The 26,413-nt window shown below is 62.4% G+C and carries 21 protein-coding genes; 13 read left to right on the forward strand and 8 right to left on the reverse strand.

The features are described 5' to 3' along the window. Window positions 1-22 precede the first annotated feature (22 nt). From AC07VF_RS12435 to AC07VF_RS12445, 3 genes are all read right to left on the reverse strand, one after another. Complete coding sequence (locus tag AC07VF_RS12435) at window positions 23-1,027, reverse strand: ABC transporter substrate-binding protein (RefSeq protein ID WP_495009447.1); 1,005 nt, start codon at window positions 1,025-1,027, stop codon at window positions 23-25. Then, window positions 1,011-2,030: a LacI family DNA-binding transcriptional regulator gene (locus AC07VF_RS12440; protein WP_192172545.1), complete on the reverse strand. Its 1,020-nt coding sequence runs from the start codon at window positions 2,028-2,030 to the stop codon at window positions 1,011-1,013. Before AC07VF_RS12440 ends, AC07VF_RS12435 begins: the two co-directional genes overlap by 17 nt. A 280-nt stretch (window positions 2,031-2,310) precedes the next feature. Next, complete coding sequence (locus AC07VF_RS12445; RefSeq protein ID WP_495009446.1) at window positions 2,311-4,893, reverse strand: M10 family metallopeptidase C-terminal domain-containing protein; 2,583 nt, start codon at window positions 4,891-4,893, stop codon at window positions 2,311-2,313. A gap of 242 nt (window positions 4,894-5,135) precedes the next feature. Between AC07VF_RS12445 and AC07VF_RS12450 the strand changes: the two genes are divergently transcribed. Then, entirely contained in the window at window positions 5,136-5,666 is a 531-nt protein-coding gene (locus AC07VF_RS12450; RefSeq protein ID WP_495009445.1) for a DinB family protein, read from the forward strand. Window positions 5,667-5,767: 101 nt separating this feature from the next. Here the strand turns inward: AC07VF_RS12450 and AC07VF_RS12455 are convergent, their stop codons facing one another. Then, the gene (locus AC07VF_RS12455) at window positions 5,768-6,151 is read right to left on the reverse strand and encodes an RcnB family protein (protein ID WP_495009444.1); all 384 of its coding nucleotides are present in this window, start codon (window positions 6,149-6,151) and stop codon (window positions 5,768-5,770) included. A 268-nt stretch (window positions 6,152-6,419) separates the two neighbouring features. On the opposite strand from AC07VF_RS12455, the gene AC07VF_RS12460 reads away from it, so the two are divergent. Then, on the forward strand, window positions 6,420-6,977 hold the full coding sequence (locus AC07VF_RS12460; protein ID WP_495009443.1) for a GNAT family N-acetyltransferase: 558 nt from the start codon (window positions 6,420-6,422) through the stop codon (window positions 6,975-6,977). A gap of 102 nt (window positions 6,978-7,079) precedes the next feature. Then, complete coding sequence (locus tag AC07VF_RS12465; protein WP_495009442.1) at window positions 7,080-8,258, forward strand: MFS transporter; 1,179 nt, start codon at window positions 7,080-7,082, stop codon at window positions 8,256-8,258. A 44-nt stretch (window positions 8,259-8,302) separates the two neighbouring features. Here the strand turns inward: AC07VF_RS12465 and AC07VF_RS12470 are convergent, their stop codons facing one another. Continuing rightward, window positions 8,303-8,677: a MerR family transcriptional regulator gene (locus AC07VF_RS12470; RefSeq protein ID WP_495009441.1), complete on the reverse strand. Its 375-nt coding sequence runs from the start codon at window positions 8,675-8,677 to the stop codon at window positions 8,303-8,305. Between the two features lie 149 nt (window positions 8,678-8,826). On the opposite strand from AC07VF_RS12470, the gene AC07VF_RS12475 reads away from it, so the two are divergent. Continuing rightward, window positions 8,827-9,201: a hypothetical protein gene (locus AC07VF_RS12475; RefSeq protein ID WP_495009440.1), complete on the forward strand. Its 375-nt coding sequence runs from the start codon at window positions 8,827-8,829 to the stop codon at window positions 9,199-9,201. A 52-nt stretch (window positions 9,202-9,253) separates the two neighbouring features. On the opposite strand, the gene AC07VF_RS12480 is transcribed toward AC07VF_RS12475, so the two are convergent. Next, on the reverse strand, window positions 9,254-10,141 hold the full coding sequence (locus AC07VF_RS12480; RefSeq protein ID WP_495009439.1) for a LysR family transcriptional regulator: 888 nt from the start codon (window positions 10,139-10,141) through the stop codon (window positions 9,254-9,256). A 103-nt stretch (window positions 10,142-10,244) separates the two neighbouring features. On the opposite strand from AC07VF_RS12480, the gene AC07VF_RS12485 reads away from it, so the two are divergent. The 3 genes from AC07VF_RS12485 to AC07VF_RS12495 all read left to right on the forward strand — a co-directional run bounded on the left by AC07VF_RS12485 (window position 10,245) and on the right by AC07VF_RS12495 (window position 12,127). Continuing rightward, window positions 10,245-10,907 carry an NADPH-dependent F420 reductase gene (locus tag AC07VF_RS12485; protein WP_495009438.1) on the forward strand — a complete coding sequence of 221 codons (663 nt, stop codon included), beginning with the start codon at window positions 10,245-10,247 and terminating at the stop codon, window positions 10,905-10,907. Window positions 10,908-11,002: 95 nt separating this feature from the next. Further along, window positions 11,003-11,632 carry a LysE family translocator gene (locus tag AC07VF_RS12490; protein ID WP_495009508.1) on the forward strand — a complete coding sequence of 210 codons (630 nt, stop codon included), beginning with the start codon at window positions 11,003-11,005 and terminating at the stop codon, window positions 11,630-11,632. A gap of 60 nt (window positions 11,633-11,692) precedes the next feature. Then, complete coding sequence (locus AC07VF_RS12495) at window positions 11,693-12,127, forward strand: GNAT family acetyltransferase (RefSeq protein WP_495009437.1); 435 nt, start codon at window positions 11,693-11,695, stop codon at window positions 12,125-12,127. A 76-nt stretch (window positions 12,128-12,203) separates the two neighbouring features. Here the strand turns inward: AC07VF_RS12495 and copM are convergent, their stop codons facing one another. Next, window positions 12,204-12,545 (reverse strand): CopM family metallochaperone, encoded by a 342-nt coding sequence (gene copM, locus AC07VF_RS12500; RefSeq protein ID WP_346625727.1) that lies wholly within the window; start codon window positions 12,543-12,545, stop codon window positions 12,204-12,206. A 379-nt stretch (window positions 12,546-12,924) separates the two neighbouring features. Here copM and cynS point away from each other — a divergent pair, with 379 nt between their 5' ends. From cynS to AC07VF_RS12530, 6 genes are all read left to right on the forward strand, one after another. Beyond that, the gene (gene cynS, locus AC07VF_RS12505) at window positions 12,925-13,392 is read left to right on the forward strand and encodes a cyanase (RefSeq protein WP_192172533.1); all 468 of its coding nucleotides are present in this window, start codon (window positions 12,925-12,927) and stop codon (window positions 13,390-13,392) included. A gap of 119 nt (window positions 13,393-13,511) precedes the next feature. After that, window positions 13,512-14,174, forward strand: a complete 663-nt coding sequence (locus AC07VF_RS12510; protein WP_495009436.1) for a carbonic anhydrase — start codon at window positions 13,512-13,514, stop codon at window positions 14,172-14,174. A gap of 55 nt (window positions 14,175-14,229) precedes the next feature. Beyond that, window positions 14,230-15,111 carry a transcriptional regulator CynR gene (gene cynR / locus AC07VF_RS12515; RefSeq protein ID WP_423574268.1) on the forward strand — a complete coding sequence of 294 codons (882 nt, stop codon included), beginning with the start codon at window positions 14,230-14,232 and terminating at the stop codon, window positions 15,109-15,111. Window positions 15,112-15,587: 476 nt separating this feature from the next. Then, complete coding sequence (locus AC07VF_RS12520; RefSeq protein WP_495009435.1) at window positions 15,588-16,322, forward strand: alpha/beta fold hydrolase; 735 nt, start codon at window positions 15,588-15,590, stop codon at window positions 16,320-16,322. 145 nt (window positions 16,323-16,467) lie between these two features. Continuing rightward, a complete protein-coding gene (locus tag AC07VF_RS12525) occupies window positions 16,468-19,032 on the forward strand; it encodes a PAS domain-containing protein (RefSeq protein ID WP_495009507.1) in 2,565 nt (854 codons plus the stop codon). A 247-nt stretch (window positions 19,033-19,279) separates the two neighbouring features. Then, on the forward strand, window positions 19,280-20,695 hold the full coding sequence (locus AC07VF_RS12530; protein WP_495009434.1) for an MFS transporter: 1,416 nt from the start codon (window positions 19,280-19,282) through the stop codon (window positions 20,693-20,695). 397 nt (window positions 20,696-21,092) lie between these two features. Here the strand turns inward: AC07VF_RS12530 and proA are convergent, their stop codons facing one another. After that, the gene (gene proA / locus AC07VF_RS12535) at window positions 21,093-26,372 is read right to left on the reverse strand and encodes an anti-phage protein ProA (protein WP_495009433.1); all 5,280 of its coding nucleotides are present in this window, start codon (window positions 26,370-26,372) and stop codon (window positions 21,093-21,095) included. Between the last annotated feature and the right edge of the window lie 41 nt (window positions 26,373-26,413).

Below are 26,413 nucleotides of genomic sequence, written 5' to 3' on the forward strand. Positions count from 1 at the left end.
CCTTCAACACCGTGCTGCTCACTTACTTGACCTCGCTCAGGTAACGCGCGGCGAAGGCTTCCTGCACGTCGGCCATGTGCTGGTAATCCACCACACCGGCGCGGGCGTAATCGCTGTCCGGCAAAAACTGCGCGGCGACGTCGGCCGGCATCTTCATCGTGCGAACCGGACGCAGATACGCCTTGGCCCACAGCGCCTGGCCCTGCTCGGAGAGCACGAAATCCAGCACCTTCTCGGCGTTGGCTTGATGGGGCGCGTTGGCGACCAGGCTCATCACGTAAGGGACGCTGATGCTGCCCTCCTTCGGGATGACGAAAGCGACGTTGGCCTTGTCCTTGTAGCGGGCGCGGTAGGCGTTGAAATCGTAGTCCACGAGGATCGGCAATTCGCCGGACAGCACCCGCGCATAGGCCGTCTGCTTGGGCACGATCGGCGCGTTCTTCGCCAGTTTCTGGAAGTAGTCGATGGCCGGCGCGAAGTTGTCCAGGGTGCCGCCCATGGCCTGGTTGATCGCCACGGCAGAGACGTAGCCGACGAACGCGCTGGACGGATCGAGGTAACCGACCATGCCTTTGTATTCCGGCTTGAGCAGATCAGCCCAGCTTTGCGGGACCGGCAGGCCGCCCAGTGCATCGACGTTGACCATGATGCCTAGGGTGCCGGAGTGGATCGCGAACCAGTGGCCTTCCGGGTCTTTCAGGCCTGCGGGAATTTGCTCCCAGCCTTCGGGTTTGTAGGTGCCGACCACGCCAGCCTTCTGCGCCTGCAAGCCGAAGGTCACGCCGTAATACACCACGTCCGCCACCGGGGCGGCTTTTTCGGCCACCAGTTGCGCCAGGGACTGGCCGGAGTTCTTGTTGTCCAGCGGCACTTGCACGCCGGTGCTGTCGGCGATGGCCTTGAGCTGGGTGCCCCAGTCCGCCCATTCCGGCGGGCAGTTGTAGCAAATCGCGGTTTCGGCGGCCTGGGTCAGGCTGGCCACGCCACACAGCAGCAGGGCCGCCAGGGTTTTACGGAAGCGGATCATGGAGCGTCTCCTCGTAGGGCTGAGTACTTTCGCCCGGCCGGATGTGGCACGGCAGGCGGTGTGAAGTCGGTGCGGCGCCGGCGATTTGCGCCAGCAATTGATCGATGACGGTGGTGGCCAGGGCGGCAATCGGCTGAACCACGCTGCAGAGGGTCGGGTGCATCTGGGTGCCGATGTCGATGCCGTCGAAACCGATGATCGACAGCTGCTGCGGCACCGCCCATCCGTGGCGACGCAGTTCGGCGATCAGGCTGATTGCCAGCAAATCGTTGGAGCAGACCAGCGCGGTGGGCGCGTTAGGGCCGCGTAGCAACGGCGCGAGCGCGGTGAAATCGGCCTGGGTGTGGCTGGGCATTTCGATGATGGGCATGGCGTTCAAGCGGTGTTCAGCCATGGCGTCGCAGTAGCCCGCGTAACGCTGCCGCGCGCGGTCGGACTGCAACGTCGGCCCGGCGACCATACCGATGCGTCGATGACCGGCGTCCAGCAGATAGCGTGTGGCGAGGGCCATGCCGGCGCGGTTGTCCACCGACACGGCGCTGTATTCGGTGCTGCCGGGCTGGTGATAGGCGAGGACAAAGGGCGTGTCTTCGGTGCTGAGGCTTTGCAGCACGCGATTGCTGTGGGCGTCGGTCACAGTGAGGACAAGTCCATCGACCCGTTGGCGCAGCAGCTCTTCAACCACCGCACTTTCCCGCTCGGCGCTGTAATCGGTGGTCGCCAGCAACAGGTTGTAGCCCCGCAACCGCGCGGCGCGCTCCATGGCTTGAAACTGTTCGGCGAACACCGGGTTGAGCAGGCTCGGTACGACCACACCGATGAGCCGGGTGGTCTGCAGGCGCAACTGGCGGCCCAGCAGGTTGGGGCGAAAACCCAGTTCCCGCGCGGCGGCGAACACCTGGTCACGGGTCGTCGGACGCACTACTTCGGGAGAGGCGAAACAGCGGGCGGCGGTCGCTCTGGAAACCCCTGCCACCCGTGCGACTTCTTTCAGGTCACTCATGTTCACTCGCTTGAGATCGATCTCATTGGCGAGGACATTACGGCGTCAATGTGGCAATTCAGGGGCGAGGATGTGACAGATTGGAGTCATTGGGTGAGGCAGGGCTGACTGCCAGGCGGAAGTCGGACTGGCTCAACCCACTGTAGGACCGGCTTTAGCCGGGAAGGCGTCAGGTGTCACACCGCACATCTTAGGGTGTGCGGGCTGCCCTCTTCCCGGCTGAAGCCGGTCCTACACTGAGATCGCGTGCAGCCTCAGAGACCGCATGCGTTGAAGGTGATCAGGCGTCGGACAAAACCACATGGTCCATCGCTGCCTGCACGCCCACGGCCTTGATCTCGGTCGCGTTCGCTGCCGGGCTAAAAGCGAAATCCTCGGCCTTCAGGCTATGGCTGTAGTCCCCCGCCAGGGTGACCTGGAATTTCTGACCTGTGCTGTCCGCCTCGTTGCTGCGCACGTAGGTGCGGTCGCTGCTGGCGTTGTAGCTGACCTGCAAGGTGCCGTCGCGGCCGTCGCCCAATCCGGTGAAGCCCAGCGCTGAAACATCCAGCGTGTCGTGGCCGGTGGTGAAGTCGGTGATGAGATCCGCCGCGCCGACGTAGCTGTCGCTGATGTGATCGAAGCGGAAGGTGTCCTCGCCCGATCCGCCGGTGAGCTTGTCGCTGCCAGCACCGCCAACCAGCAAATCATCGCCGACGCTGCCCGCCAGCACGTCGTTGCCCGCCAGGCCAAACAGGGTGTCATTACCCCAGTCGCCATACAGCGTGTCGGCGCCTGCCGTGCCGGTGGCGTTCACCGAGGTCAGCGGCTGAGACGAATCGGTGCGCGTGTCATCGGGGTTGGCGAACAGCACATTGCTCGCGGTCAGGTCATAGAGGTGGTTGCCGTTAAGCAGGATTTCGAAGCGGTTGCCGTCGGCGTCCGGCTCCAGCGACTTAAGCGCCGTCTGGTCGCCGGCCAGGTTCAACACGACTTTGAGCGTGCCGTCATAGCCATTGCCCAGGCCCTTGAAATCCAGGGCAGTAAGGTCGAGGCGATCATGGCCGTTGCTGTTGAAATCGGTGATCAGGTCGCGTTGCGCGTAGCTGCCGCTGGCATCGTTGCGCAGGCTGTCGCTGACGCTGGTGTACACGAAGGTGTCCGCGCCTGCCCCGCCCGTCAGGGTGTCGCCGCCGCTGCCGCCGAGCAACCGATCTGCGCCGCCGTCGCCCGACAACGTGTCTCGCCCTGCGCCGCCGATCAGCACGTCATCGGCAGCGGTACCAAACAGCTTGTCGTCACTGGCCGTGCCGGTAATCGACGAGAAGAAGTTCGTCGCGCTCAGCGTGCTCAGGTGGTTGCCATCGAGTGCCAGCTGAAAGCGGTTGCCGGCGGCATCGGCGTCCAGGCTCGACAGGTAGGTAATGTCGGTGCCAGCGTTGTAGGACGCCTTCAACGTGCCGTTGTGGCCATTGCCCAGCCCGGACAGTCCCAGCAGGGTCAGGTCGAGACGGTCGCTGCTGTCGTTGAAATCGGTAATGCGATCGGTGAAGGACGTGGTGGCCGTGCGATAGCTGTCGCTGACCGAGGTGAAACGAAACACGTCGCTGCCGGTGCCACCGCTGAGGCGGTCCGCCCCTGCACCGCCATGGATGACGTCGTCACCGGCGCCGCCGTCGATGCGATCGCGCCCTGCTCCGCCACTGATGAATTCGTCCGAACGGCTGCCGATCAACGTGTCGGCGCCCGCACTGCCGCGCACGATCAGCACATCGCTGTTGTTGTAGACCTGGGTGTTGTTGCCCGCCGCGCTGATGTCGCCCGAATGAGTGCCGTTGATGACGTTGCCGAAGATCACGCTGCCTTCGACGCTCGCCACGTCCGACGGCACCTCGGCCACGCCCCAGGTCGATCCGGCGCTGCCGGTGATCAGGTTGTCGTAGACGAAATTCTGCGTGCCGTTCTCGCTGCCCAGGTTGCGGATCGCCACTTCCGGCACGTCGTTGCTCTGCGCGTTGGCGTGGATGACGTTGTCGGACACTTCGATGTGGGTCGTGCCTTGCAGATTGACGCCCGACCCGCCGTTGTCATGGATGTCGAGGCGATACACGCCGCCGTATTCGATGCCGCGCATGTGCACGCCGTCGCCGCCGTTCCCATAGACGTCGCCGCCGATGACGCTAAAAAAGCCGGTGTCGACGCCGCTTTCTTCATGGACGTGAATGCCGTCGCCAGCATTGCCGGAAGCCTGGTTGTCGGTGAGCGACATCGCCACGCTGCCAAGCCCGACATTGATGCCATTGCCGCCGTTGTCCAGCGCGCGGTTGTCCTGGAAGGTCAGCGCCGGCAGCGACCCGCCCAGCACGAAACCGTCAGAGGCATTGTCTGTGGCCGTGCTGTTGCGCACCGTCAAATGCACCGACGCGCCGGTCAGGTCAAAACCGCTGCCGCTGAAGTGTGTGGCGGTGACGCCGTCGATCAACAGATTAGTACTGCTCGCCCCCGACTGAGACCAGCCACTGACCTGCCCGCCTCCGTTGACCTGATTGCCATCCAGCGAGAGATTGCTGACGGTCGCGTCTCGCACGCTGCTGCCTGCTACCACGCCCAACAGAGCGGTGGTATTCGATCCGGCGCCCTCGGCCAGCTTGAGCACGCTGTCACCTGCGCCCTCCCCGGTGAGGGTGACGTTGCTTTTCACCGCCAAGGCGTTGCCCGAACCGTCGCTGTCCGACACAAGCCAGGTGCCGCCAGGAATGTAAACCTTGCCCCCACCCGCAGCGCTTGCGGCATCAATTGCCTTCTGGATGGCGACGGTATCGTCAGTGACGGAGTCGCCCTTGGCGCCGTAATTGCGGATATCGAAAGTGGGGGTGATGCTCATGCGCTGCTCCTGCCTGGAATACTGACGACCTGTGAACCGGTTGTCGCAACCGGCTCGGGGAACAGGTTGGACCGGCAGAGTTCCGGATTGTTAGTGCCGGTTCGAAGGCTTTCGTCGGATGGGCTGTATGGGTTTGCGTGGCACTTTTCGGTGCGCCATCCAGTCGCGGGAGTGAAACGCCGGGTGACGAGACATCCCTGAATTCATGACATTCATTCCAGCTATCCACCCAGGGCCTACCGATGAACAGCTATCTGGCGCAGGCACACAATAATCGATGGTCGAACCGGCGCCTGCTTTCGGCATGCCTGGGGTTGAGCAATGAAGAATACCTGGCGCCGCGAACAGGTTTTTTTCCCTCAATTGAGCTGACGCTGCGGCACATACTGGATGTCGATCAGTTCTACCTGGCCGCGCTGACGTTTGATCTCGAAGGTCAACGAAAGGAGCTGCCCGAGCATCTCTCGCTGCAGGAAATCGTCCGGCTCCAAACCGAGGCAGACGGCCGACTTGTTACCTATTGCGAAGGTCTGGATGAGCACGCGCTTGGTCGACGAGCGGGTGTAGTGCGGGCGACGGGCATTATTCCGGAACGAGTGGATTGCCTGTTGCTACATCTGTTCCAGCACCAGATTCACCACCGAGGACAGGTTCACGCCATGCTGCCCGGTACCCGCATACCACCGCCTCAACTGGATGAATTTTATCTTGATGGAGATTTACCATTAAGGGCATCGGCTGAGCTTCTTCCCGGCTTAAGCCGGGCCCACTAAAAAGCACCGCGTGCATCCAGTGGGATTGGCTACGTAGCCGGTCCCACCAACGATCGCCTACGTCCCGTGAGACTGGCGGAAGACCCACTGTGGGACCGGCTTTAGCCGGGAAGGCGTCTGACGTCACGCTGCCATTCGTTGGCTGGGGAACGAGGTCTCGGCCAATGGCGGTATTTATGCGCCTTGCCCTTGGGCACCATCTGTTTGATCGTGCCCGTCGGAATATCAACCAACAGGTACTGGTCCTTGATCTCCACCCACTGTTGATTTTTGTCCGGCGCGCTCAGGTGACGTGCTTTCCAGTCTTTAAGCGCCAGACTGGGACGTTGGTATTGATCAGGGACGTTGTCGCCTTCCTTCATTTCCTTAACCCCTGCGCCCGGGCGATCCATCGTCACGCTTGGCTGTTCGGCAGCGTAGGAGAAGCTGCTGACTGCGCATACTGCGGTGAACAGCAGATGAGGGAGGAATTTCTTTCCGAGCATGATCAGATCCTTTGGCAAACGAGTGCCGCTGATTGAATAAGGGGTGACGGTGCATCCGTCATGCTCTGACCGGGACTGATTCCCAGGAGTTCGATCTGATCGCGTGCCATACGCGCGCATCGACTTTCGCAGTGGTTGCCAGTGGGGCAACAGCAGATACCAGAAGCCGAAGATCAACAAAGTCCGAGAGCCAGTCTCGAGACACTTGTTCTCTGTCCTCTGTATATGGCATCAATGTCGCTGCACTGCTTGCATGGAAAAAAACCGCATGGAAAGCCCCACGCTCCAGACTCCCCGACTGACACTCGCCCCGCTGCGGCTAACCGACGCGCCCGTGATTCAACAACTGTTTCCCCGGTGGGACGTGGTCCGGTATCTGGACAGCCATGTGCCATGGCCCTATCCCGACGACGGCGCGCTGACCTACCTCCGCGACTTCGCGCTTCCTGCCATGGCAGAGGGGCGCGAATGGCACTGGACCCTGCGCCTGACTTCTGAACCCGAGCGCGTAATCGGCTGCATCAGCCTGCACGATCAGCCCGAGAACCACCGGGGTTTCTGGCTGGCGCCGCAATGGCGAGGTCAGGGGTATATGCGGGAGGCGTGCGAAGTGATCAATGCCTTTTGGTTCGAAACCCTGCAGCGCCCGGTGATGCAGGTGCCCAAAGCGGCGGGCAACGAGGCATCGAGGAAGATCTCCCAACGCGAAGGCATGCGCATGATCGAACGCCGGGACGGCCACTTTGTCTCCGGTCCAATGGCTCAGGAGCTCTGGGAGTTGACGCGCGACGAATGGTTGGCCAGGCAGCCGCCGACCTCGAAATGATGCAGCAGGCACTGGCTTGCCAGGGCAGTTAGCTGATTGCCTGTTGACCTGCCCCGCCTCAATCCCTAGGGTAGCCGGCCTTCTTTACCCCTCAGGAACCCCATGTCCAGCCGCAGCAAACTCCCGTCCACCGTCTACCTTCTGGGCCTGACGATCTTCTCGCTGGTGACGGCCGAATTCATGGTCGCCGGCATGATGCCCGCGCTGGCCGACGCGTTCTCGGTCAGCCTCGCCCAAGTCGGCAACCTGATCGCCTTTTACGCTTTAGGCATGGCCATCGGCGGCCCCCTTGTGACCGTGTTGCTGCTGTCCAAAGGCGTCAGCAACAAACGCTCTCTGATCGCGCTGCTCGTCTGCTATGTGCTGGCCGGCGCAGTCGCAGCGGCCGCTCAAAGTTACCTGGTGCTCGCTGCCGCACGCGTGGTCATGGGCATTTCCAGTGCCGTCTGCATCGGTTTGTGCATGACGGTGTGCGCAGGCCTCGTCACTCCGGAACGACGCGGTCGAGCGGTTTCGGTGGTCCTCGCCGGGCTGATGCTGTCCCCTGTCGTCGGCGTGCCGCTGACCACGTGGGTCGAGCAACACTTCGGCTGGCGTGCGAGCGCCTGGCTTGTAGTAGTGCTGGCGATGCTCTGCACGGTGCTCGCGAGCAAGCGCCTGCCGGCAGGCGCCAATGGCAGCGAACCGCCGCTGCGCCAACAAGTCGCGGACATGAAGAATCCGCCCCTCTGGGCGGCGTACCTCACCAGCGGCTTGATCATCGGCGCCACCTTTGCCGCGTTCAGCTACTGCACGCCCATCTTGATTCAAGAAGTCGGCGTGGCACCGAAATTCGTCGCCCCGCTGCTGGCGCTGTATGGCGTCGCCAACGTGCTGGGCAACTGGGTGGTGGGCCGGCTGGCGGATCGATACATGATGGCGATCGTCGGCTGGGGTCTTGCGATCATGGTGCTGGCATTGTCGGGCTTCGCCCTGGCCGGGGATCATCTGTGGCTGAACCTGATGTGCTTCCTCGCCCTCGGGCTGACCGGCGTGGCGCTGAACCCCGCGATGGTCGCGCGCGTCATGAAAGCCGCCGAGCCCGGCGCGCTGGTGAACATCATGCACACCTCGGTCATCACCGCCGGGCTGGCATTCGGCAGTTGGGCGGGCGGCGTGACGATCGATGCAGGCCTGGGTCTGCGTTCGCCGCTGTGGGTCGGTGCGGCCATGGCGCTGGCAGGATTGCTGAGCCTGGTGCGGCCGATTGCGATGCGTCGCAGCCAGGCGTTGTGCGACTGATGGCGTCGTAACTGACGTCCGGGTATTGCGAAGTGACGTGTCCTTCAGGGCACGTCAGCGGCGCCAGTGCCCAACAACGGACAGACCTGCCCCGCCCGCTCGGCCAACAGATTACGCAGCGCGTGCATCTGCCCGATGCGCTCGTCCAGCATCGCGATTTTCTCGGCGAATAATCCTCTCAGCACGTCGCTGGAGACCTGCTCGCTGTTCCACAGCAACGGCAGGTTTTCGCCAATCTCCTTCAGCGAAAACCCCAGCTGTTGCGCCAGCTTGATATACCCCACCAGCTGCAGGGTCTCCTCCGGGTAGTGGCGATAGCCGTTGGCACTGCGCTGCGGTTTGATCAGGCCTTTCTCTTCATAAAAACGCAAGGCGTCCACGGACACCCCCGCACGCACTGCCACTTCGCCTATTTTCATGACGTTCAATGCTCACGTTGACTCTGGACCTAAGACCAGGCTTTAGCCTGCGGGCTCAACTGTGAGGGAAGATCATGATCAGCGCAAAGACCAACAGACGCATCGTCAGAAGCAGCGCCTTTTACGATTTGATAATGACGACGGGGTTCATGACGCCCTGGACCGCCGCGTGGGTGTTCAGCGCCTTTTCCGCGCTGTCGGCCGCTTTGGCACTGGAGCGGCCGGTGCCCGTGCTGGATGTCAGCGGAATGCTGTTCGCCAATTTGCTCGGCAACCTGGTGGTGGTCTGGTCGCTTTGGCGCCTGGCGCAACCGAGCCGTCGCGTGGGGTTATACGACGCACTGGCGCGAACGCTGTTCGCGACGTGGCAGCTTTATGCGGTCGCCCACGGTGCGAGTTTTCTGATTCTCGGGTTTACGGTGTTCGAGGGGGTGTTTGCCGTTGCGCAGGTCTGGCCGATCCGGCATTCAGGACAAGGCAGCCAGAGGGAGAAACAGGCGCCAGCGTCGTCCGGTGTGCGGTAAACGCAATAGCTGTGTCCTCAAACCAGGCGCGGCGCCGACCTGCACGTAGCGCTCAACCGAACTGCAGCAGCGCCGCATCAATGAATCGGCGCAGCTTGGCCGTTCGCTGTCGGCTGCCGGTGTAGAGCATATGCATGGCCCGGCTCGGCGCCTCATAGTCAGGCAACACTCGCACCAGCGCGCCGCTGCGTACCGCGGACTCGAGGAAATCCCAAGGGCCGAGCACAATGCCGAAACCGTCCAGCGCCGCAGAGAGCAGCGCGCGGACCTCATTGACCCTCAATCGACTGGCCACCTGAACCCGTTCCACCGTTGACCCTTTGCAGAAAACCCACTCGCGGTCAGTCGGCCGCGACCACCAGGCGTACCCCAGGCACTCATGCTGGCTCAGGTCCTGCGGACGTTGCGGCACGCCGCGTTCGGTCAGGTAGCCAGGCGCGGCGCAAGCGACCAGTTGATAAGGCGCCAGCGGCCGGGCGGTCAGGCTGGAGACGTCCAGCGGGCCGATCCTGAACGCGATATCGACCCCCTCCTCCATCAGATCAACGAAGCGATCAGTCAATTGCAGATCGATCTCAATCTCGGGATGCTGCCGGAGAAATTCCGTCACGAAGGGCATGAGGCGAGAGGAGCCGAAGGTAGTGGGGGCGCTGATTTTCAGCTTGCCGCGCGGGGTGTCGTTCATCATCTCCCCAAGGGAATCCGCCGCCTTCGCTTCACTCAGGATGTGTTTGCAGCGTTCCAGATACGCCTGGCCCAGATCGGTCAGGCTCTGGCGCCGAGTGGTGCGGTTCAGCAGTCGTGCGCCGAGTCGATGCTCGATCGCAGCGACATGCTTGGCGACCATTTGCGGCGACAACCCCAGGCGTTCGGCCGCCTTGGCGTAGGAGCCGCATTCCGCCGCCGTGACGAAGGCTTCCATGCTGCTGAGACGATCCATGATTCAACACTCCGGGTGGGGAGACTAAGTGCCTGATGATCATTTATCTGCAGCTGGTTCGCAATCATCATGGCGGCTCTTGCAAACCATCGGGAGCAGTCACATGCGCATAGGCATCATCGGGGCAGGCTTTATCGGCCAGGCAGTGGCGCAACGGGTCATCGCCGGAGGTCATGAAGTCATGCTCAGCAATTCACGTGGCCCACAGACCCTGAACGGCTTGCTCGTCCAGATACCCGGCGTCCGGATCGGCACGATTGAGGACGCTGCTGCCTTTGGCGATGTGGTCCTGGTCGCCATTCCCTTCAAGCACTACCCCACCCTTTCAGCTAAATGGCTTGCCGGTAAAACGGTGCTGGATGCCAATAACTACTACCCCGAACGGGACGGCTTTTTCCCGGCGCTCGACAGGTGTGAGACCACCACCAGCAGGCGGCTCGCCGAGCATCTGCCTGGCGCCACAGTGGTGAAGGTGTTCAATGCGATCCTGGCGGATGACCTCATCCGGGATGCTCGGCCAGGTACGGCGCACGACCGACGCGCACTGCCGGTGGCCGCCGATGACCCTGCAGCGAAAGCGCTGGCCATACAGCTGCTGGACGAGGTGGGATTCGACGCGGTCGACGCCGGTAACCTCGACGAAAGCTGGCGATTCGAACGGGCCAAACCCGCTTACTGCGTTCCATTAAACCGGGAGGCGCTGAAAGTCGCGCTGGCCAGGGCTGAAAGGCACGTGGAATTGCCCCATGGCTCGTGGCGCCACTGAATGGCGTCATCCCGCAAGGGACCTCCAGCCAGCGCCACCTTCCGGTAACATGCGTGCCTGCACATGCCGTTCGTATTGCCTCGGGAAGGAACTTGATGATCGATCTCTCAGTATTGCTGCTTTTCGCTGGCGCCTGCCTGGCGCTTACGCTGACACCGGGCCCGGACATGCTGTTGATTGCATCGCGGAGCATGAGTCAGGGCAGAGCATCCGGTTTCGTCTCACTGGCGGGTATTCAGGTGGGCACCTATTGTCACGCGCTGGCTGCCGCACTCGGACTGTCGCAATTGTTGATCAATGTCCCCGCTGCCTACGACGCGGTGCGGTTCGCGGGGGCTGCCTATCTGGTTTTTCTCGCCTGGAAAGCGTTCAGCGCCCCATCGCCGCTGCGTGCAGATGCGGACCTCGCAGCCACGCCCCTTCTGAGTATCTTTCGGCAGGGAGTCGTGACCAATCTGCTCAACCCAAAAATGGCACTGTTCGTGTTGGCGTTGTTTCCGCAGTTCGTTGATCCGACGAAAGCTTCGCTGGTCGCGCAGATGCTGATATTCGCCACGGTTCTGAACGTCATCGGTTTGCTGGTGAACGGCGCAGTGATACTCCTCGCCAGTAAAATCGGGCACACGCTGGCGACCAATGCCCGCATTGCCAAGCGCCTTAATCAGCTATTGGGTGCGGTCTTTCTGGGATTGGCCTGTCGGCTGGCACTGGTTCCGGGAAGATAAGCTGGCGATCGCCAGCGCAGAAAATCTCACCGCCCATTCCGCTGAATAAGGAGCCTCACCATGGCTGTCATCACCGACTATTCGGACACGCTTCATCGCCAGGCCGTGATCGAACTCTGGGACACCGTGTTCGGCTACGAAACCGCCCATAACACGCCCGGCCTCGCCATCGACAAAAAGCTGGCTGTATCGGACGGCCTCTTTTTTGTTGCGCTGACGAACACCGAGGTGGTGGGGACCGTTCTGGCCGGGTACGACGGTCATCGTGGATGGCTGTATGCGGTGGCGGTGCACCCGTCTCATCGCAGAAATGGCGTAGGCATGCAGCTGGTTCGTCATGCAGAGCACGCCCTGACAGTGCGGGGGTGCATGAAAATCAACCTGCAGGTCGTCAGCACCAATGCAAGCGTCCAGGCGTTCTATGAGTCTATGGGGTACTCAACCGAACCGCGCATCAGCATGGGCAAGAAAATCGAATCGAACATCACCCATTGACGCGCTCGACGCAGCGACCTCCTTGCCCTGCCCCCGCTGTCTGCGCCCCTGATCAGGGGCGTATTACTTCGTTGCTTTATTGAGCCGGATGCGCCTTCAGCCAATTCTTCATCTGCGTAATTTCCGCCGCCTGCGCCGCCACAATCTTGCGCGCCAGCTCCAGCATCTCCGGATCCTTGCCGTATTTAAGCTCGATCTTCGCCATCTCCACCGCGCCTTCGTGGTGCGGCAGCATGCCGGCGGCAAACGCCACATCGGGGTCGTCGCTCATCATGCCGTGGTGCATGTCGTCTTTCATGGCGCCCATCGATTGCTGGTAGGCCTCATGCATCTGTTTGACGTCCTCCGTCTGGTCGGCCCTGACGGCGGTTACGGAAAGCAGAGCAATGACGCTGACAACGGCGGCAATCTTTTTCATGACGAAGCATCCTGGATGAGGGTAGAGACGAAGCCGTCACGCTAGACCTTTCCATTGCGGCAAGGTCAAGCGCATTCTCGATTGCCGTTTAAAACACATCGTTCAATGCCCGAATGCATCCTTGAGCCCAAAACCCGGGTGTTCGTGGATTTTTTCTGGTCGAGCATTTTCGCACCACGATGGGCAGCCGATTTCGAGGGGATTGAGCCAGAGCCTGAGACCAATGGCCACGCTGGCGCGGATCTATAGGCAGCGGTTATGCGAAGGATTGTTTATCGGTCTTGGACGCTATCGGCGGATGGGAAGATGATTGCTCCACGCCTCACCACCCACATCAGCATCATCAACCGGCAAGTCCAACCATCGCCAGGAGAAAACCATGACGCAGTCCCACGCCTACAACGACACCAGCCTCGCACTCACCGCCGAAATCCTCGACGCCAAACAGCGCAAGAACCTGTCCTTCCAGGACCTGACCGACGGCACCGGCCTGGGCCTGGCCTATGTCACCGCCGCGCTGCTGGGCCAGCACCCATTGCCGGCGGATGCGGCGAAAGTGATTGGCGAGAAGCTTGAGCTGAATGACGACGCCGTTGCCCGCCTGCAGATCATCCCGTTGCGCGGCAGCCTTGGCGGCGTGCCTACCGACCCGACCATCTACCGCTTTTACGAGATGATCCAGATCTATGGCACCACCCTCAAAGCGCTGGTCCACGAACAATTCGGCGACGGCATCATCAGCGCGATCAACTTCAAACTGGACATGAAGAAAGTTGAAGACCCTGAAGGCGGCCATCGTGCAGTGATTACCCTGGACGGGAAGTTCCTCCCACTGCGTCCGTTCTAAGTTGCACCCGCGCAGAGACGTGGGCCCGCCGCAACGGGGGGCCCGCTTCAAGCACTAAAGGGCAGCGGTTGAACTCACTGATCACAACCTACGTGGAATGAGGGAGAGAGGAATACATCATGAAGGCACACATCGACGGTCTTTTAAAGTTTCAGAAAGAAGTGTTTCCACAACGCACCGATCTGTTCAAGCACCTGGCGACGACCCAGCATCCCGGGACGCTGTTCATCACCTGTTCGGACAGCCGCGTGGTGCCGGAGCTGTTGACCCAGCAGGAACCCGGCGAGCTGTTCGTGATCCGCAACGCCGGCAATATCGTGCCGTCTTACAGTCCGCACCCGGGCGGCGTGTCGGCCACCGTTGAATACGCCGTCGCCGTGTTGGGCGTAACCGACATCGTGATTTGCGGCCATTCCGATTGCGGCGCGATGACGGCGGTCGCCAAGTGCACTTGCATGAATCACCTCCCCGCAGTGGCCGGCTGGCTGGAGCATGCGGCCTCGGCGAAGGTCATCAACGAGTCGCGGGGTCACATCAGCGAAGCGGCAAAGGTGGGTTCGATGGTGCGCGAAAACGTCATCGCGCAACTGGCCAATCTGCAAACCCACCCCAGCGTGCGCCTGGCTCAGGACAGAGGTCTGTTGAATCTGCACGGCTGGGTCTACGACATCGAGACTGGCTCGATCGACGCCCTGGACGCCGATAACCGCAGCTTCAAGTCGTTGCTGGATCACCCTTCCACCTGCGCCGTGCACGCTCGCCAGGCAAATGCCGCCGCATGAGGCGAGGCGGGACGTACACTCACCCGGTCTGCCCTTGCCCTTGGTGAACAATCCCATGCTGTTACGACACCTGCGTTATCTGTTGGCGGTCGCCGACCACGGAGGTTTCACCCGTGCAGCGGAGGTGCTGCATGTCTCGCAGCCGACGCTTTCGCAGCAGATCCGCCAGCTCGAAGAGAGCCTCGGGGTGAGCCTCTTCGACCGCACCTCTCGCACGGTCAAACCCACCGACGCAGGCCTGGCGTATATCGAATGCGCGCGGCGGGTGCTGGTGGAACTGGCGGCGGGCAAGCGCGCGTTGCACGACGTCAAGGATCTGTCCCGGGGCAGCCTGCGCCTGGCCATGACCCCGACGTTCATGGCGTATCTGGTCGGCCCGCTGGTGCGTGACTACGCCGCGCGGTTCCCGAACATCCATCTGGACATTTTCGAGCTGTCCATGGGCGACATCGAACGGGGGCTGGCCGATGATTCGCTGGACATCGCCATCGCGTTCGATCAGGTGCGCAACCCCGACATCGAGTGCATCCCGGCATTTGTCGAAACCCTCGGGTTGATGGTGGGCCGGGATCACCCCTTGTACGACTCACCGAGCCCGTTGACCGCCGCTCAGGTGGCGGACCTGGATTTCGCGCTGCTGACGGCGGACTTCGCGACCCGGACCTGCATCGACGGTTATTTCGCCCGCGCGGGCATCACGCCCAGGGTGGTGATCGAAGTCAACTCGGTAGCCACCCTGCTTGAGGTGATCCGCCACACGCCGGTGGCGACCCTTCTCCCCGAAACGATTGCCACGCGAGACCGCGGACTGCATACCCTCCCGCTGACCGACACGGCGCCCCAACGCGGCGCCTCGCTCCTGCGCCGCAAGAACAACTACCACAGCGCAACGTCGGTGGCGTTCATGGCGTTGGTGCTGGGGCGGATGGCAGATTAGCGCCAGACGCCCCTTCCCGGCCAAAACCGGTCCTGGCGGCTATACGCGGTGCTTTTCGTAGGACCGGCTTTAGCCGGAAAGAGGCCAGTGTGCATGTCATCCGTCTGTAGCGTGACGCCCAACGCGTTCCCGGCTAAAGCCAGTCCTACGAGGGTACGCGGGGCCGTAGCGCGGCGGTCGAAATCCCCAGAAAACCCCTTTACCAGGAGGCCATCGAAGCGCGCCGGGGCAGGCAGGAGCAATGGATGGAGAAGGAAATTCGCGGAGGCCACTGCTCCCGCGACGCCTGTGAAAGCTGTGTCCGAAAAGGTGGGATCAATGACATTGTGACCATCATCCAAGAGCCGCATCCTGTCTCACATCGGCACCGGCCAACCCCGGGGTGCCCCACCCGTAGTCACTGCATTGATCGATGAACGCGGGCCTCGACAGGCCCCGGCCATGCTCGGCTGCACCTTTAACCGTGAGGATTTCTGATGAGCATTTCTGACCAGCCCCTGGCCACGCCCTACACCGAACACTGGATTGCCCGCGAGGGCGGTCGGCTGTATGCGCGGCACTACCCAGGCACCGGGCCGGCTTTTGTGTTGATGCACGGCTTTCCCGACAACCTGCACATCTACGACGGTCTGGTGCCTCACCTGACCCTCGCTGGCCGTAGCGTGGTGACCTTTGATTTTCTGGGCTTTGGTGCTTCGGACAAACACGACGGCGCGGTTTACAGCTTCAGGCAGCAATTGGGCGATTTGCAGGCGGTGGTCGAGGGCCTGCAGCTGGGCAAAATCGTCCCGGTTGCCCACGATGCCGCAGGCCCTGCCGCTATCAATTTCGCGTTGGAGCATCCCGAGAACGTTCATGGCTTGTGCCTGCTGAACACGCTGTACGGCGCCACCCCCGCCGCGCGCCTGCCGGAACTGATCGAGCTGTTTGCCCAAACCACTCGCTGCCTCCCGGGGCGAACTGCTGAGGGCCCGCGATCAGATGCCCCAGCTCAACGCCAACGACGCCCGCGCTGCGGTCGCGACCTTCCGGGCGCTGGGCGGCGGGTGGGACGCAGGCGATGCGCAGCTGTCAGCAAACTAAAAGCTCAGCCCCGAACTGAACAAATATTCCATACCGGCCTGGCGAATCATTCCCGGCGCCGGAACCTTTATCTTGCCGCCCGAGTCTTTTCTGCAAGCCAAATTGCATTCTGCCAGCATGCAGCGTAAAACGCTGGCCGCCGATACGTGCTGGATCAGCCGGCTGGCGCAGTCCCGGAGGGAGCATGGCGCACCTCCGACCTCAGGTCATAACGTTACGTTTGCAGGTGGAAACTTGAAGCATTTGACCCGGGAAGCCCTCGAGGCTGAAGTCATGCAGTTGCGGTCGGCGTTGAAGAAAAGTGAAGCCATGAGGCTGGACAGTCTGTGCACCGGCACACGACCGAACGATGTCGCCGGCTCGCTCGACCACACGGCCGAGCGCGCCGCCGAAGAGGTTGCCGAGCAAGCGATCGAAGACGCTCAGGTCCGCTACCGCCTCGCGGTCAAAGCGACCAACGATGCGATCTGGGACTGGGACCTCAAGGAAAACCATGTCCTGTGGAACGACGCCCTGGAACGGGTCTACGGGCATCCGCTCGCCACGGTCGAAATGACCGGCGACTGGTGGATTGCGCAGATTCACCCCGATGACAGGCAGCGCATCGTCACCTCGATCCATGACGTGATCGACGGCAGACAGACCGGCTGGAGTGAGGAGTATCGGTTTCGCCGGGTGGACGGGACCTACGCTCAGGTCCTCGACCGTGGCCACGTCATCCGCGACGTTCAAGGCAACGCGGTGCGCATGATCGGCGCGATGCTCGACCTCACGCCGATTCGTGACACCGAGGCTGCACTGCGGCAGAGCGAGGAGCGTTTCAGGACGATTCTGGAAACGGTCGAAGCCGCCTTCGCCATCGTTCAGGTCAAGTTCGATGCCAATGACTACCCGATCGACTATTGCTTCCTCGAAGCCAACCCGGCCTTCGAACGTGAGGCCGGGGTCAACCTGCGCGGTAAATGGGTCCGGGAATTTGCCCCGGACCTGGAACAATTCTGGTTCGATACCTACGGACGGGTTGCCAAAACCCGCGTGCCGGCCACCTTCGAGAGCTACGCCAAAGCTTTTCAGCGCTGGTTTGACGTGCGCGCCGTTCCCGTTGGCGATCCCGCCGAATGCCAGATTGCGATCATCTTCAACGACGTGACGGGGCGGCGTGATGCCGAGGAGCGTCTGCGCCAGAGCGAAGCCATCGCCCGCGCGAACGTCGAGCGGGTGCAGCTGGCCCTGGCCGCCGGGGCCATTTTCGGCACCTGGCACTGGGACTTGCCCAGCAACAGTTTCACCGTCGATGAAGCGTTCGCCCGGGCCTTCGGCCTCGACCCGATGCTGGGTTACGAAGGCCTCAGCCTTGAGCAAGTGGTGGCGACCGTGCATCCGGAAGACCGGGCGGGCCTGATGACGGCAATCGACGAGGCCATCCGTCGCGGCGGCGCCTACGCCCATCAATACCGGGTCCGTCGGGCGGACGGCAAATACTACTGGATCGAGGCAAACGGGCGCGTCAACTTCAGCGAGGACGGTGTTCCCCTCAGCTTTCCGGGCGTGCTGATCGACGTCGAGGAGCGGCGTTCGGTCGAAGCCCAGCGCGACCTGGCAACCGCGGCCCTGCGTACCCTCAATGAGACCCTGGAACAGCGCGTGGCGGAACGCACCGCCGCGTTGATGCAGACCGAGGAAAAGCTGCGCCAGTCACAGAAAATGGAAGCCGTGGGGCAACTCACGGGCGGGCTTGCCCATGACTTTAATAACTTGCTCGCGGGCATCTCGGGCTCGCTGGAGTTGTTGAGTGCGCGGTTTGCTCAAGGTCGTCTGACGGATGTCGACCGCTACCTGACGACGGCCCAGGGCGCGACCAAACGGGCGGCTGCCCTGACCCACCGATTACTGGCGTTCTCCCGCCAGCAAACCCTGGATCCCCGGCCCACCGAGATCAACAGCCTTGTCGAGGGCATGACCGAGCTGATCCAGCGCACCGTGGGCCCCAGCATCAGCGTGCAGACCGTTGGCTCGCCGGACAGCTGCGTGGCACTGGTCGATGCGAGCCAGCTGGAAAATGCGTTGCTGAATCTGTGTATTAACTCGCGGGACGCCATGCAGGACGGCGGCAGCATTACCATCGAAACCCGCTGTCAGTTCGTGGGAACAGCGGAAGCACCGCTGCTGGAGGTCCCCGAGGGCGAATACCTGACCCTCAGCGTGACCGACACCGGAACGGGCATGCCAGCCAACGTCGTGGCGAAGGCTTTCGACCCCTTCTTCACCACCAAACCCATCGGTCAGGGCACTGGCCTGGGCCTCTCGATGATTTATGGTTTCGCCAAGCAATCCGGGGGGCAGGTTCGTATCGCCTCGGTGGTCGGACAAGGGACCACGCTGTCCATCTACCTCCCCCGCTACCACGGAACGCCCAGCGTAAATGAGCTGTACGAACCAGATGCCGCGGCCTCGACAGCGGGCATCGGCGAAACAATTCTGGTCGTCGATGATGAACCCACGGTGCGCATGCTGGTGACCGAGGTCCTGGCTGAACTCGGCTACACCCTCTTGGAAGCGACGGACAGCGCCAGTGGCCTGAATCTGCTTCGCTCCGACATGCGCATCGACATGCTCGTCACCGATGTCGGTCTGCCCGGTGGCATGAACGGACGCCAGATGGCAGACGCTGCGCGTCTGGTGCGTCCGGGCCTGCGGACATTGTTCATCACCGGCTACGCGGAGGGGGCGGCGATCGGTGCCGGCCAGTTGGAGCCTGGCATGCATGTGCTCATCAAGCCTTTCGGCATCGAGACCCTGGCCGCCCGCGTGCGTGAACTCATGAACACGCCGATCTGATAGACCGATCTGATAGTCAGCCAGGCGGCATGACCCGATCAGGCTGACGCGGACCTTAGGGCCACACCTCACGGCTTTTCCGAAAAGCCAGCGCCTCCCCCGGGTGACATCTGAAGCCTGATGAGCATGGGGCGGCGATGTTTCGCGTGCAAACATTGACAGCCTGGTGAAACGCTCGCTATACCTACAGCGTTGTACGACGACAGACGATCACAATCGATAACCCCAATAATAAAAAAGTGATGCCATGATCCCGAACGAGTCTACCCACCCCCAAAGCATTACCCAGGCGGCCACCCGGTCCATCGGCAAATACCGCTGGACGATCTGCGCGCTGCTGTTTTTCGCCACCACAGTCAACTACCTGGACCGTCAGGTGCTCAGCCTGCTGGCACCGGAGCTGTCCACGACGTTTGGCTGGAGCAACACCGACTATGCCAACATCGCTTCGGTGTTTCAGTTCGTCTATGCGATCTCGATGATTTTCGCCGGGCGTCTGGTCGACAGGATAGGCACCAAAACCGCTTTCGTGGTGGCCATCAGTGTCTGGTCCACCGGCGCGGTCATGCACGCGTTTGCCGTGCCGCTGGGACAAGGCATTGGCGCGATCACCACCGCCCTGGGATTCGCCGCCATTCCGGTGTCCATTGCCGGTTTCATGCTGTCGCGGGCCGTGCTGGCGGTTGGCGAGGCCGGTAACTTTCCGATTGCGATCAAAGCGGTCGCCGAATACTTCCCGAAAAAAGAGCGCTCGTTCGCCACCGGCATTTTCAACTCCGGCGCCAACGTTGGCGCGATCACGGCGCCCATTTGCGTGCCACTGATCGCGGTATTCTGGGGCTGGGAATCCGCGTTCATCGTGGTCGGCCTGCTGGGTTTTGTCTGGCTGGGCGTGTGGATGGCGCTGTACGAAAAGCCGGATCAGCAAAAACGCCTGACGGCTGAAGAACTGGCCTATATCCGTAGTGACGAGGTTGAGCACGTCAAGGCGGCCCCGCTGCCGGGCGCGCCTGCGGCCAAGGTTTCCTGGTTCAAATTGCTCACCTATCGCCAGACGTGGGCGTTTGCCTTCGGCAAGTTCATGACCGACGGCGTGTGGTGGTTTTTCCTGTTCTGGCTGCCGACCTACCTATCGGCGCAGTACGGGATGAAAGGCCAGGCCATCGTGCTGCCGCTGTTCGTGCTGTACAGCATGACCATGGTCGGCAGCATTGGCGGCGGCTGGTTCCCGAGCTACTTCATGGCTCGCGGTGACAAGCCTTATGACGGCCGGATGAAGGCCATGCTGGTGATCGCGCTGTTCCCGCTGGTGGTGCTGCTGGCGCAACCGTTCGGCTATATCAGCTTTTGGGTGCCCGTCCTGTTGATCGGCATCGGCGCGTCCGCACACCAGGCGTGGTCCTGCAACATCTTCACCACCGTCTCCGACATGTTTCCGCAGAAAACCGTGGCGTCGGTGGTCGGCATCGGTGGCATGGCGGGCGGCCTGGGCGGCGTGGTCATGACCAAGATCGGCGGCTGGGTGTTCGACTACTACAAGTCGATCAACGACATCCACACCGGCTACATGATCATGTTCGCGATCTGCGCCCTCGCCTACCTGGTGGCGTGGAGTGTGATGAAGACGCTGGTACCGCGCCACAAAGAGATCACTGACCTTTAACCAGTCGGACGAAGCCAGGCCCCGGTGTCAGCCGAGGCCGAGGCAGCAATGTGGACCGGCTTTAGCCGGGAAAGCGTCAGACGTCACACCGCAACAGTGATGGCGCTTGCACTGGCCTCTTCCCGGCTGGAGCCGGTCCCACTAAGACACCGCGTGCGGTCAGTGAGATTGAGCGTGAACTCGACTGTGGGACCGGCTTTAGCCGGGAAGGCGTCAGGCGCCACACCGCAAAAGTGAGGGCGCTTGCACTGGCCTCTTCCCGGCTGAAGCCGGTCCCACTGAAAGACCGCGTGCGGTCAGTGAGATGCTGACGATCAGGCGCCTCTGTCACCTCGACTGGCCGCCAGCATTCAGCAAGTAAAACCAGAATCTGCTAAGACGGGCCCCGGAGATCAATCTAACCAATCGGGGTTTCATTCACCTCGTCGTCAGCCGCAGCCTCAGGTTCCGGTAACGCTGTGAAGTCGACCAGGAGCGGCGCGGTGACGGCCTCATCGGCCCGTTCGGCAGCGCCGTCCCGTCGCGATTCAGCCAGCAGGTCGTTCAGCGCCACGTGCAGCTTCTGCAACGCCCCTTCCTTATCCACCCACCAGTCGGTGGACCACAGCCGCAGCAGGTTCCAGCCCAGGCCGGTGAGAATCGCCCCGCGCACTTTGTCCCGGTCCCGGGCGGTGGCAGCGCTGTGGTACGTGGCACCGTCGCATTCAACACCCGCCAGGTAATCGCCCGGGCGGTCCGGGTGAACGATGCCCAGATCGATGCGGAAACGTGACACGCCGATCTGCGGAACGACCTGCCACCCCAGACGCCTCAGCCCTTGGGCCACGGCTTCTTCGAACGGCGAGTCGTAACCGCCCACCGAGCCTTGAACCGCCTCGGCCAGCGCTTTCGGACCACGCTGAGCAAACTCGATGAAGTGCTTCAGATCGCGCACGGCCCGCGCGTTGGTGCGGTTGAGGTCGATCATCGACGGATCGAACGAGGTGAACACCAGCATTTCCCGGCGGGACCGGGTGATGGCGACGTTGAGCCGGCGCCATCCGCCGTCCTTGTTGAGCGGCCCGAGGTTCATCGACATCACCGGCGCACCGGGTTCGGTGGGGCCATAACCAATGCCCAGCATAATCAGGTCACGCTCGTCGCCCTGGACGGTTTCCAGGTTCTTGACCACCACCGGCTCGGTCTGGGTGTCCTGGAAGAACGGCTCGATCTGGGGGTATTGCTTGCGGGCCGCGTCCAGCAGGTCGTTGATCAGTTTCTGTTGATCGGAGTTAAGCGTGATGATGCCGATGGAATACCCCGCCGCCACGAACGCGGGGTCGGTGAGGCGTTTGACGGTTTCATCGACGATGGCCTGGGCCTCGGCCTGGTTGTAACGCCCCTTGCCCTTGGCGTACACACCCTCGACCTTGCGCCACTCTACGGCACTGGCGCGGGTTTCCGCGGCCGGGAAAGTGATCAGATTGCTGTCGTAGTAACGGTGATTGGAGAAGGCAATCAGGCTTTCATGGCGACTGCGGTAGTGCCAGCTCAGACTGTGACTCGGCACCCCTGCCCCCAGGCATTCGTCGAGGATGCTTTCCATGTCTTCGGCGGTGTCGTCGTCGCCGGCATTCGGGCCACGGTTGAAGAAGTTGGTGGGCGGCATCTGCCGAGGGTCACCGGCGATGATCACCTGCTTGCCCCGGGCAATCGAACCGATGGCGTCCCACGGCGCGATTTGCGACGCCTCATCGAAGATCACCAGATCGAACGGCGGTTGGTCGGCGGGCAGGAACTGGGCAATCGACAACGGGCTCATGAGCATGCAAGGGGCCAGGCGATTCAGCGCATCGCCCATCTCGATCGCCAGCTGCCGGACCGGTTTGTGCCGGCGCGACTTCTGCAATTCGTGCTTGAGGATGGCGAAGCCGCTGCTCTTGGGAATGTCATTCTTGGACGGAATCAAGCCGCAGAGCTTGGCACGGATATAGCGCACGGTCAGTTTTGCCAGCTCGTCGTCCAGACGCACGAAAGCGCCGATGTCGCTCATGTGTTCGGCCGCCACGAAATTGCGCAGCAAGGGTTCGCCGTCGATGCCCTGGGTCGCGAACCAGTGGGCATAAGCCGTGACGAAGGTGTCCTCTGCGGCAGACGGCAACAGGCTGCCGGTTTCCAGTGCCTGAGCCAGAGTAGCCAGGCCGGCCTCGCTCGCTTGTTCCCTCACGCGGCACCAGTCACACCACGCCTTGAGCTGCTCTTCGTGCTGCTGGATGGCGAGTGACGTGGTCCGAAGAACGGCCACGCTCGGGTGAGTCTCGGTGGCCGTGCCCGCCAGGCCGGCGAACGACCGCGCCGCTTCCTCAAAGCGCGACAGCGCCTGCTGCAACGTCAAGCAGGCGGAAGCGATTTGGCTGCTCGGCGCCAACATGTCGTTCGCCTCGATCACCAGACGCGCCACGGCGCCGCGCAAGGCAACCAAGTGCTCGGGTGATTCCGCCAGCCCGATCAGCATGCCGCGCAGACGCTCGGCCAAGGTCACGGCCTGCAGCGTTCGCACCGGGTCGCTGGTCATGCCTTTCCAGCCGGGCATCGATTGCATGTCGCTGGCCAACCCGTCCAGCTCCAGTAGCTGAGCCTGCAGGCGTTCAAAAATGGCGAGGTCGCCCAAAGTGTCCGGCAGGCCCGCCGCGCCCCCTAGAGAGGCCAGCTTCTTCGCCACTTTTTTCTTGGCGAGCGTCGCCAGGAACCAGAACTTGCCCTCGGCTTCATGCCACTCGGTGCGCATTTGCGCGACCGGCACACGACGGCACGCTTCATCGGCGTAATCCAGAGACAGGGTTTCTTCAAGCTCCCGATAGCTCTCGATCAACTGGCAACTGCGCCGGGCCGCTTCGATGCGCGCGGCAGCGTCGGGTGCAAAGGCAAATGACAGGTTCAGCCCGTGGGATTCAAGGATCAGGGCAACCAGCTCATGCAGCTGCTGGACCTGCGCCACTTCAGCAACCGGCAACGGCACGTGGGTCAGACCCAGGAGCCGCTCGCTGGCGGCGTTCAACTGATCAAGGGCTTGGGGAATCTCACGGGCGACGCTGGCGATCTGTGCCTGCCAGGCGTTCGACCATTGCGTCTGCGCCAGGGCGCCGAACTTGCCTGACAGCTCGCGGGCGGCGCTGCCGTTGAGTCCCAGGCGACGGGCGAGATCCAGCAACCCGGCGTACTCGGTTCCATCGTGTTCCGTGCCCGTTCCCCAGCTCATTCTTGGCGTCTGAGCGCTGTGGTCGCGAACCACCCGACCGATGGACTGATGCAAGGTCAGGCCGTTATCCCAGCGTCGGTGCAGCACGTCGACCAGTTGATTGAGCCGTGAGCGCAGGGTCTGCAACCGGGCGGCTTCCCGCTCCCATTCCTCGGCGCTCAACGCTTCACTCACGTCCCAGGCGCGGTCCAGCTGCTTGAGCACTTCAACCTTGGACGCCTTGCTGGAATGCAGCTCCAGACAGAACTCGCCAAGGCCCTTTTCAGCCAAACGACGAAACACCACGTCAAGGGCGGCGCGTTTCTCTGCCACGAACAGCACACGCCGGCCGAGGGCCAGGTTGTGGGCGATCATGTTGGCGATGGTCTGGGATTTGCCGGTGCCGGGTGGCCCGTCCATGACGAAGCTGTGGGTGTTGGCCGACGCCACCACCGCTGCCACTTGTGACGAGTCGGCCGGCAAGGGGGCGAACAGCTGCGCCGGCGTGACGGTCGCATCCAGACGCTCGGGGCGGGGAAATTCGGCCGAACCGGAAAAGCCTTCACCCGCTGCGTCGGGGTCCAGCAGATGCTTGACCAGAGGGCTTTGCAGCAGCTGCGCCGCGTTGGCGTTCAGGTCTTTCCACATCAGGTATTTGGCAAACGAGAAGGTGCCCAGCACCAGCTCGGTGCTGACCTCGAAGCCGGGTACATCGCGCACCGCCCGGCGCACGCTGTTCCAGATCCCGGCCACATCAATGCCGCTGCCATCGCTGGGCAGCTCACCGTCCAGCCCGGGAATCACCAGCTCGAAGTCGTGGCGCAGCAGCTCAAGCAAGGTCAGGTTGAAGCGCGGCTCCTCGTCGAGCAGGCTCAGGGTGACCCCGGACAAAGCGCTTTTGCGCTCGAGTTTCACCGGCAACAAAATCAGCGGTGCGGAATAGGTTTTCGGGTCGTCGACGCTTTTCTTCCACTTCAGAAAGCCGATGGCCAGGAACAGCGTGTTCGCGCCGCCTTCCTCGATATCGCTGCGGGCCTTGCGGAACAGGTCGATCAGCGTGGCCTCCAGCTTGACCTTCTCCAGACTGGCCAGGACTTCGCCGCGCGCCAGCGCCTGACGGGCCACCTCGTCGACCAGGCTTTCGTTGTTCTGCTGTTCATACAGGGCCTCATCGCGGCCGCTGCTTTTCAAATCGGGGACGGCCACCACGCGGATGCGCTGGCCGCTGGAGAGCAGGTCTTCAAGGGCCGCCGGATCGGGGCACAGCAGACGCACGCCTTTGGCGCTGTCCGGCAAGTGAAGCAGACGGTTACGGGTGGTCAGATCGAGCAGTTTGCGTTGCCACAGGGTAAGTTTTCCGGCCGGCCCCGAGGCGTCTTCATTGATCTCGACATCGAACCCCGGCAGCGACGGCGCTTCTTCCAGCCCTTCCGCCACGGGCGGTGCTTCCTCGGCGCCATCGACTGGAACAACCGCTGACACCAGCGCCATCGGACGAATCTTCTGCATTCGTGCGCGGTGCACGTCGATGGCCATGATGAACTGCTCATCGTCGAGTTCCCGCTCGGCGGCGGCCACCGCCCGGGAAAAACTCGGCGCGGGTGCCTGGGTCGCGAGGGTCGTCTCGAAGACCAGCATTTCTTTCAGGTCGAGACGCTTGCGCACCGCCGACGCTTCATCGGTCAGCAACTGGGAAAATTCCTGAGGCTGCAACCAGACGCCGGCGAATGCGTGACCCTTGGTCATGACCAGCAACGCATTCAAACCGGCCTGCTCCAGCGCGGCCGCGAACAGCAACGCGGTGTCGAGGCAGGTCGCGACGCCGTTTTCCAGCACCACGCTCGGTGGTCTGATCTTCTGGCCCTGCTGCTCGAAACTGGCGGGTGGCAACGCATAGCTCAGTTGAAAGCTGCACACCCCCGACCAGATGGCGGAAGCCAGTTCCCAGGTGCGCGTGCGGGATTTGCTTTCGTAGCCGTCGATGCCGTCTTTCTTGCCGGCACGGCGCAGCACTTGCGAGGCGGCTTTGAGCACCCGGTCGACTGCGGGGTCATTGGGCATGCAGAACGCGGCGAGCAATTCCGGCATCGCGCTCAGACCGCCCCATTCGGTGCGGGCCAGCAGCTCGGTGGGGAAGCGCTGTTCGACAAGCACCGTTTCGCCCCGGGACACGCGTATCACCACGTCGGCGTTAAGGCTTTCCGTCAGGCCGGACAGGTAACCGGCGTTCAGCTTGATGTCGCGATCAGGGATGCTGAGGCGATCGCCGGCGTGGATGCGATCAATATTCCAGCTTCGGCTTTCAACGAACTCCGGGTCGGTGCTCAGGGTCAGCACCAGGTCTTCGAGGGTGGTTTCTTCCTGGTTCCAGAGGCTCAATTCACGCACGAGGGGAACGGCATTCTGGTGGGAGGCGAAGCCGATCTTGCGGGCGATCAGCGCGTCAATCTTGATGTTCATTCACAGGATCCTGAAGCTACGAGCGCTGGCCCCATGAGGGG

The sequence above is a fragment of the Pseudomonas sp. GW821-FHT02H06 genome (assembly GCF_059421525.1).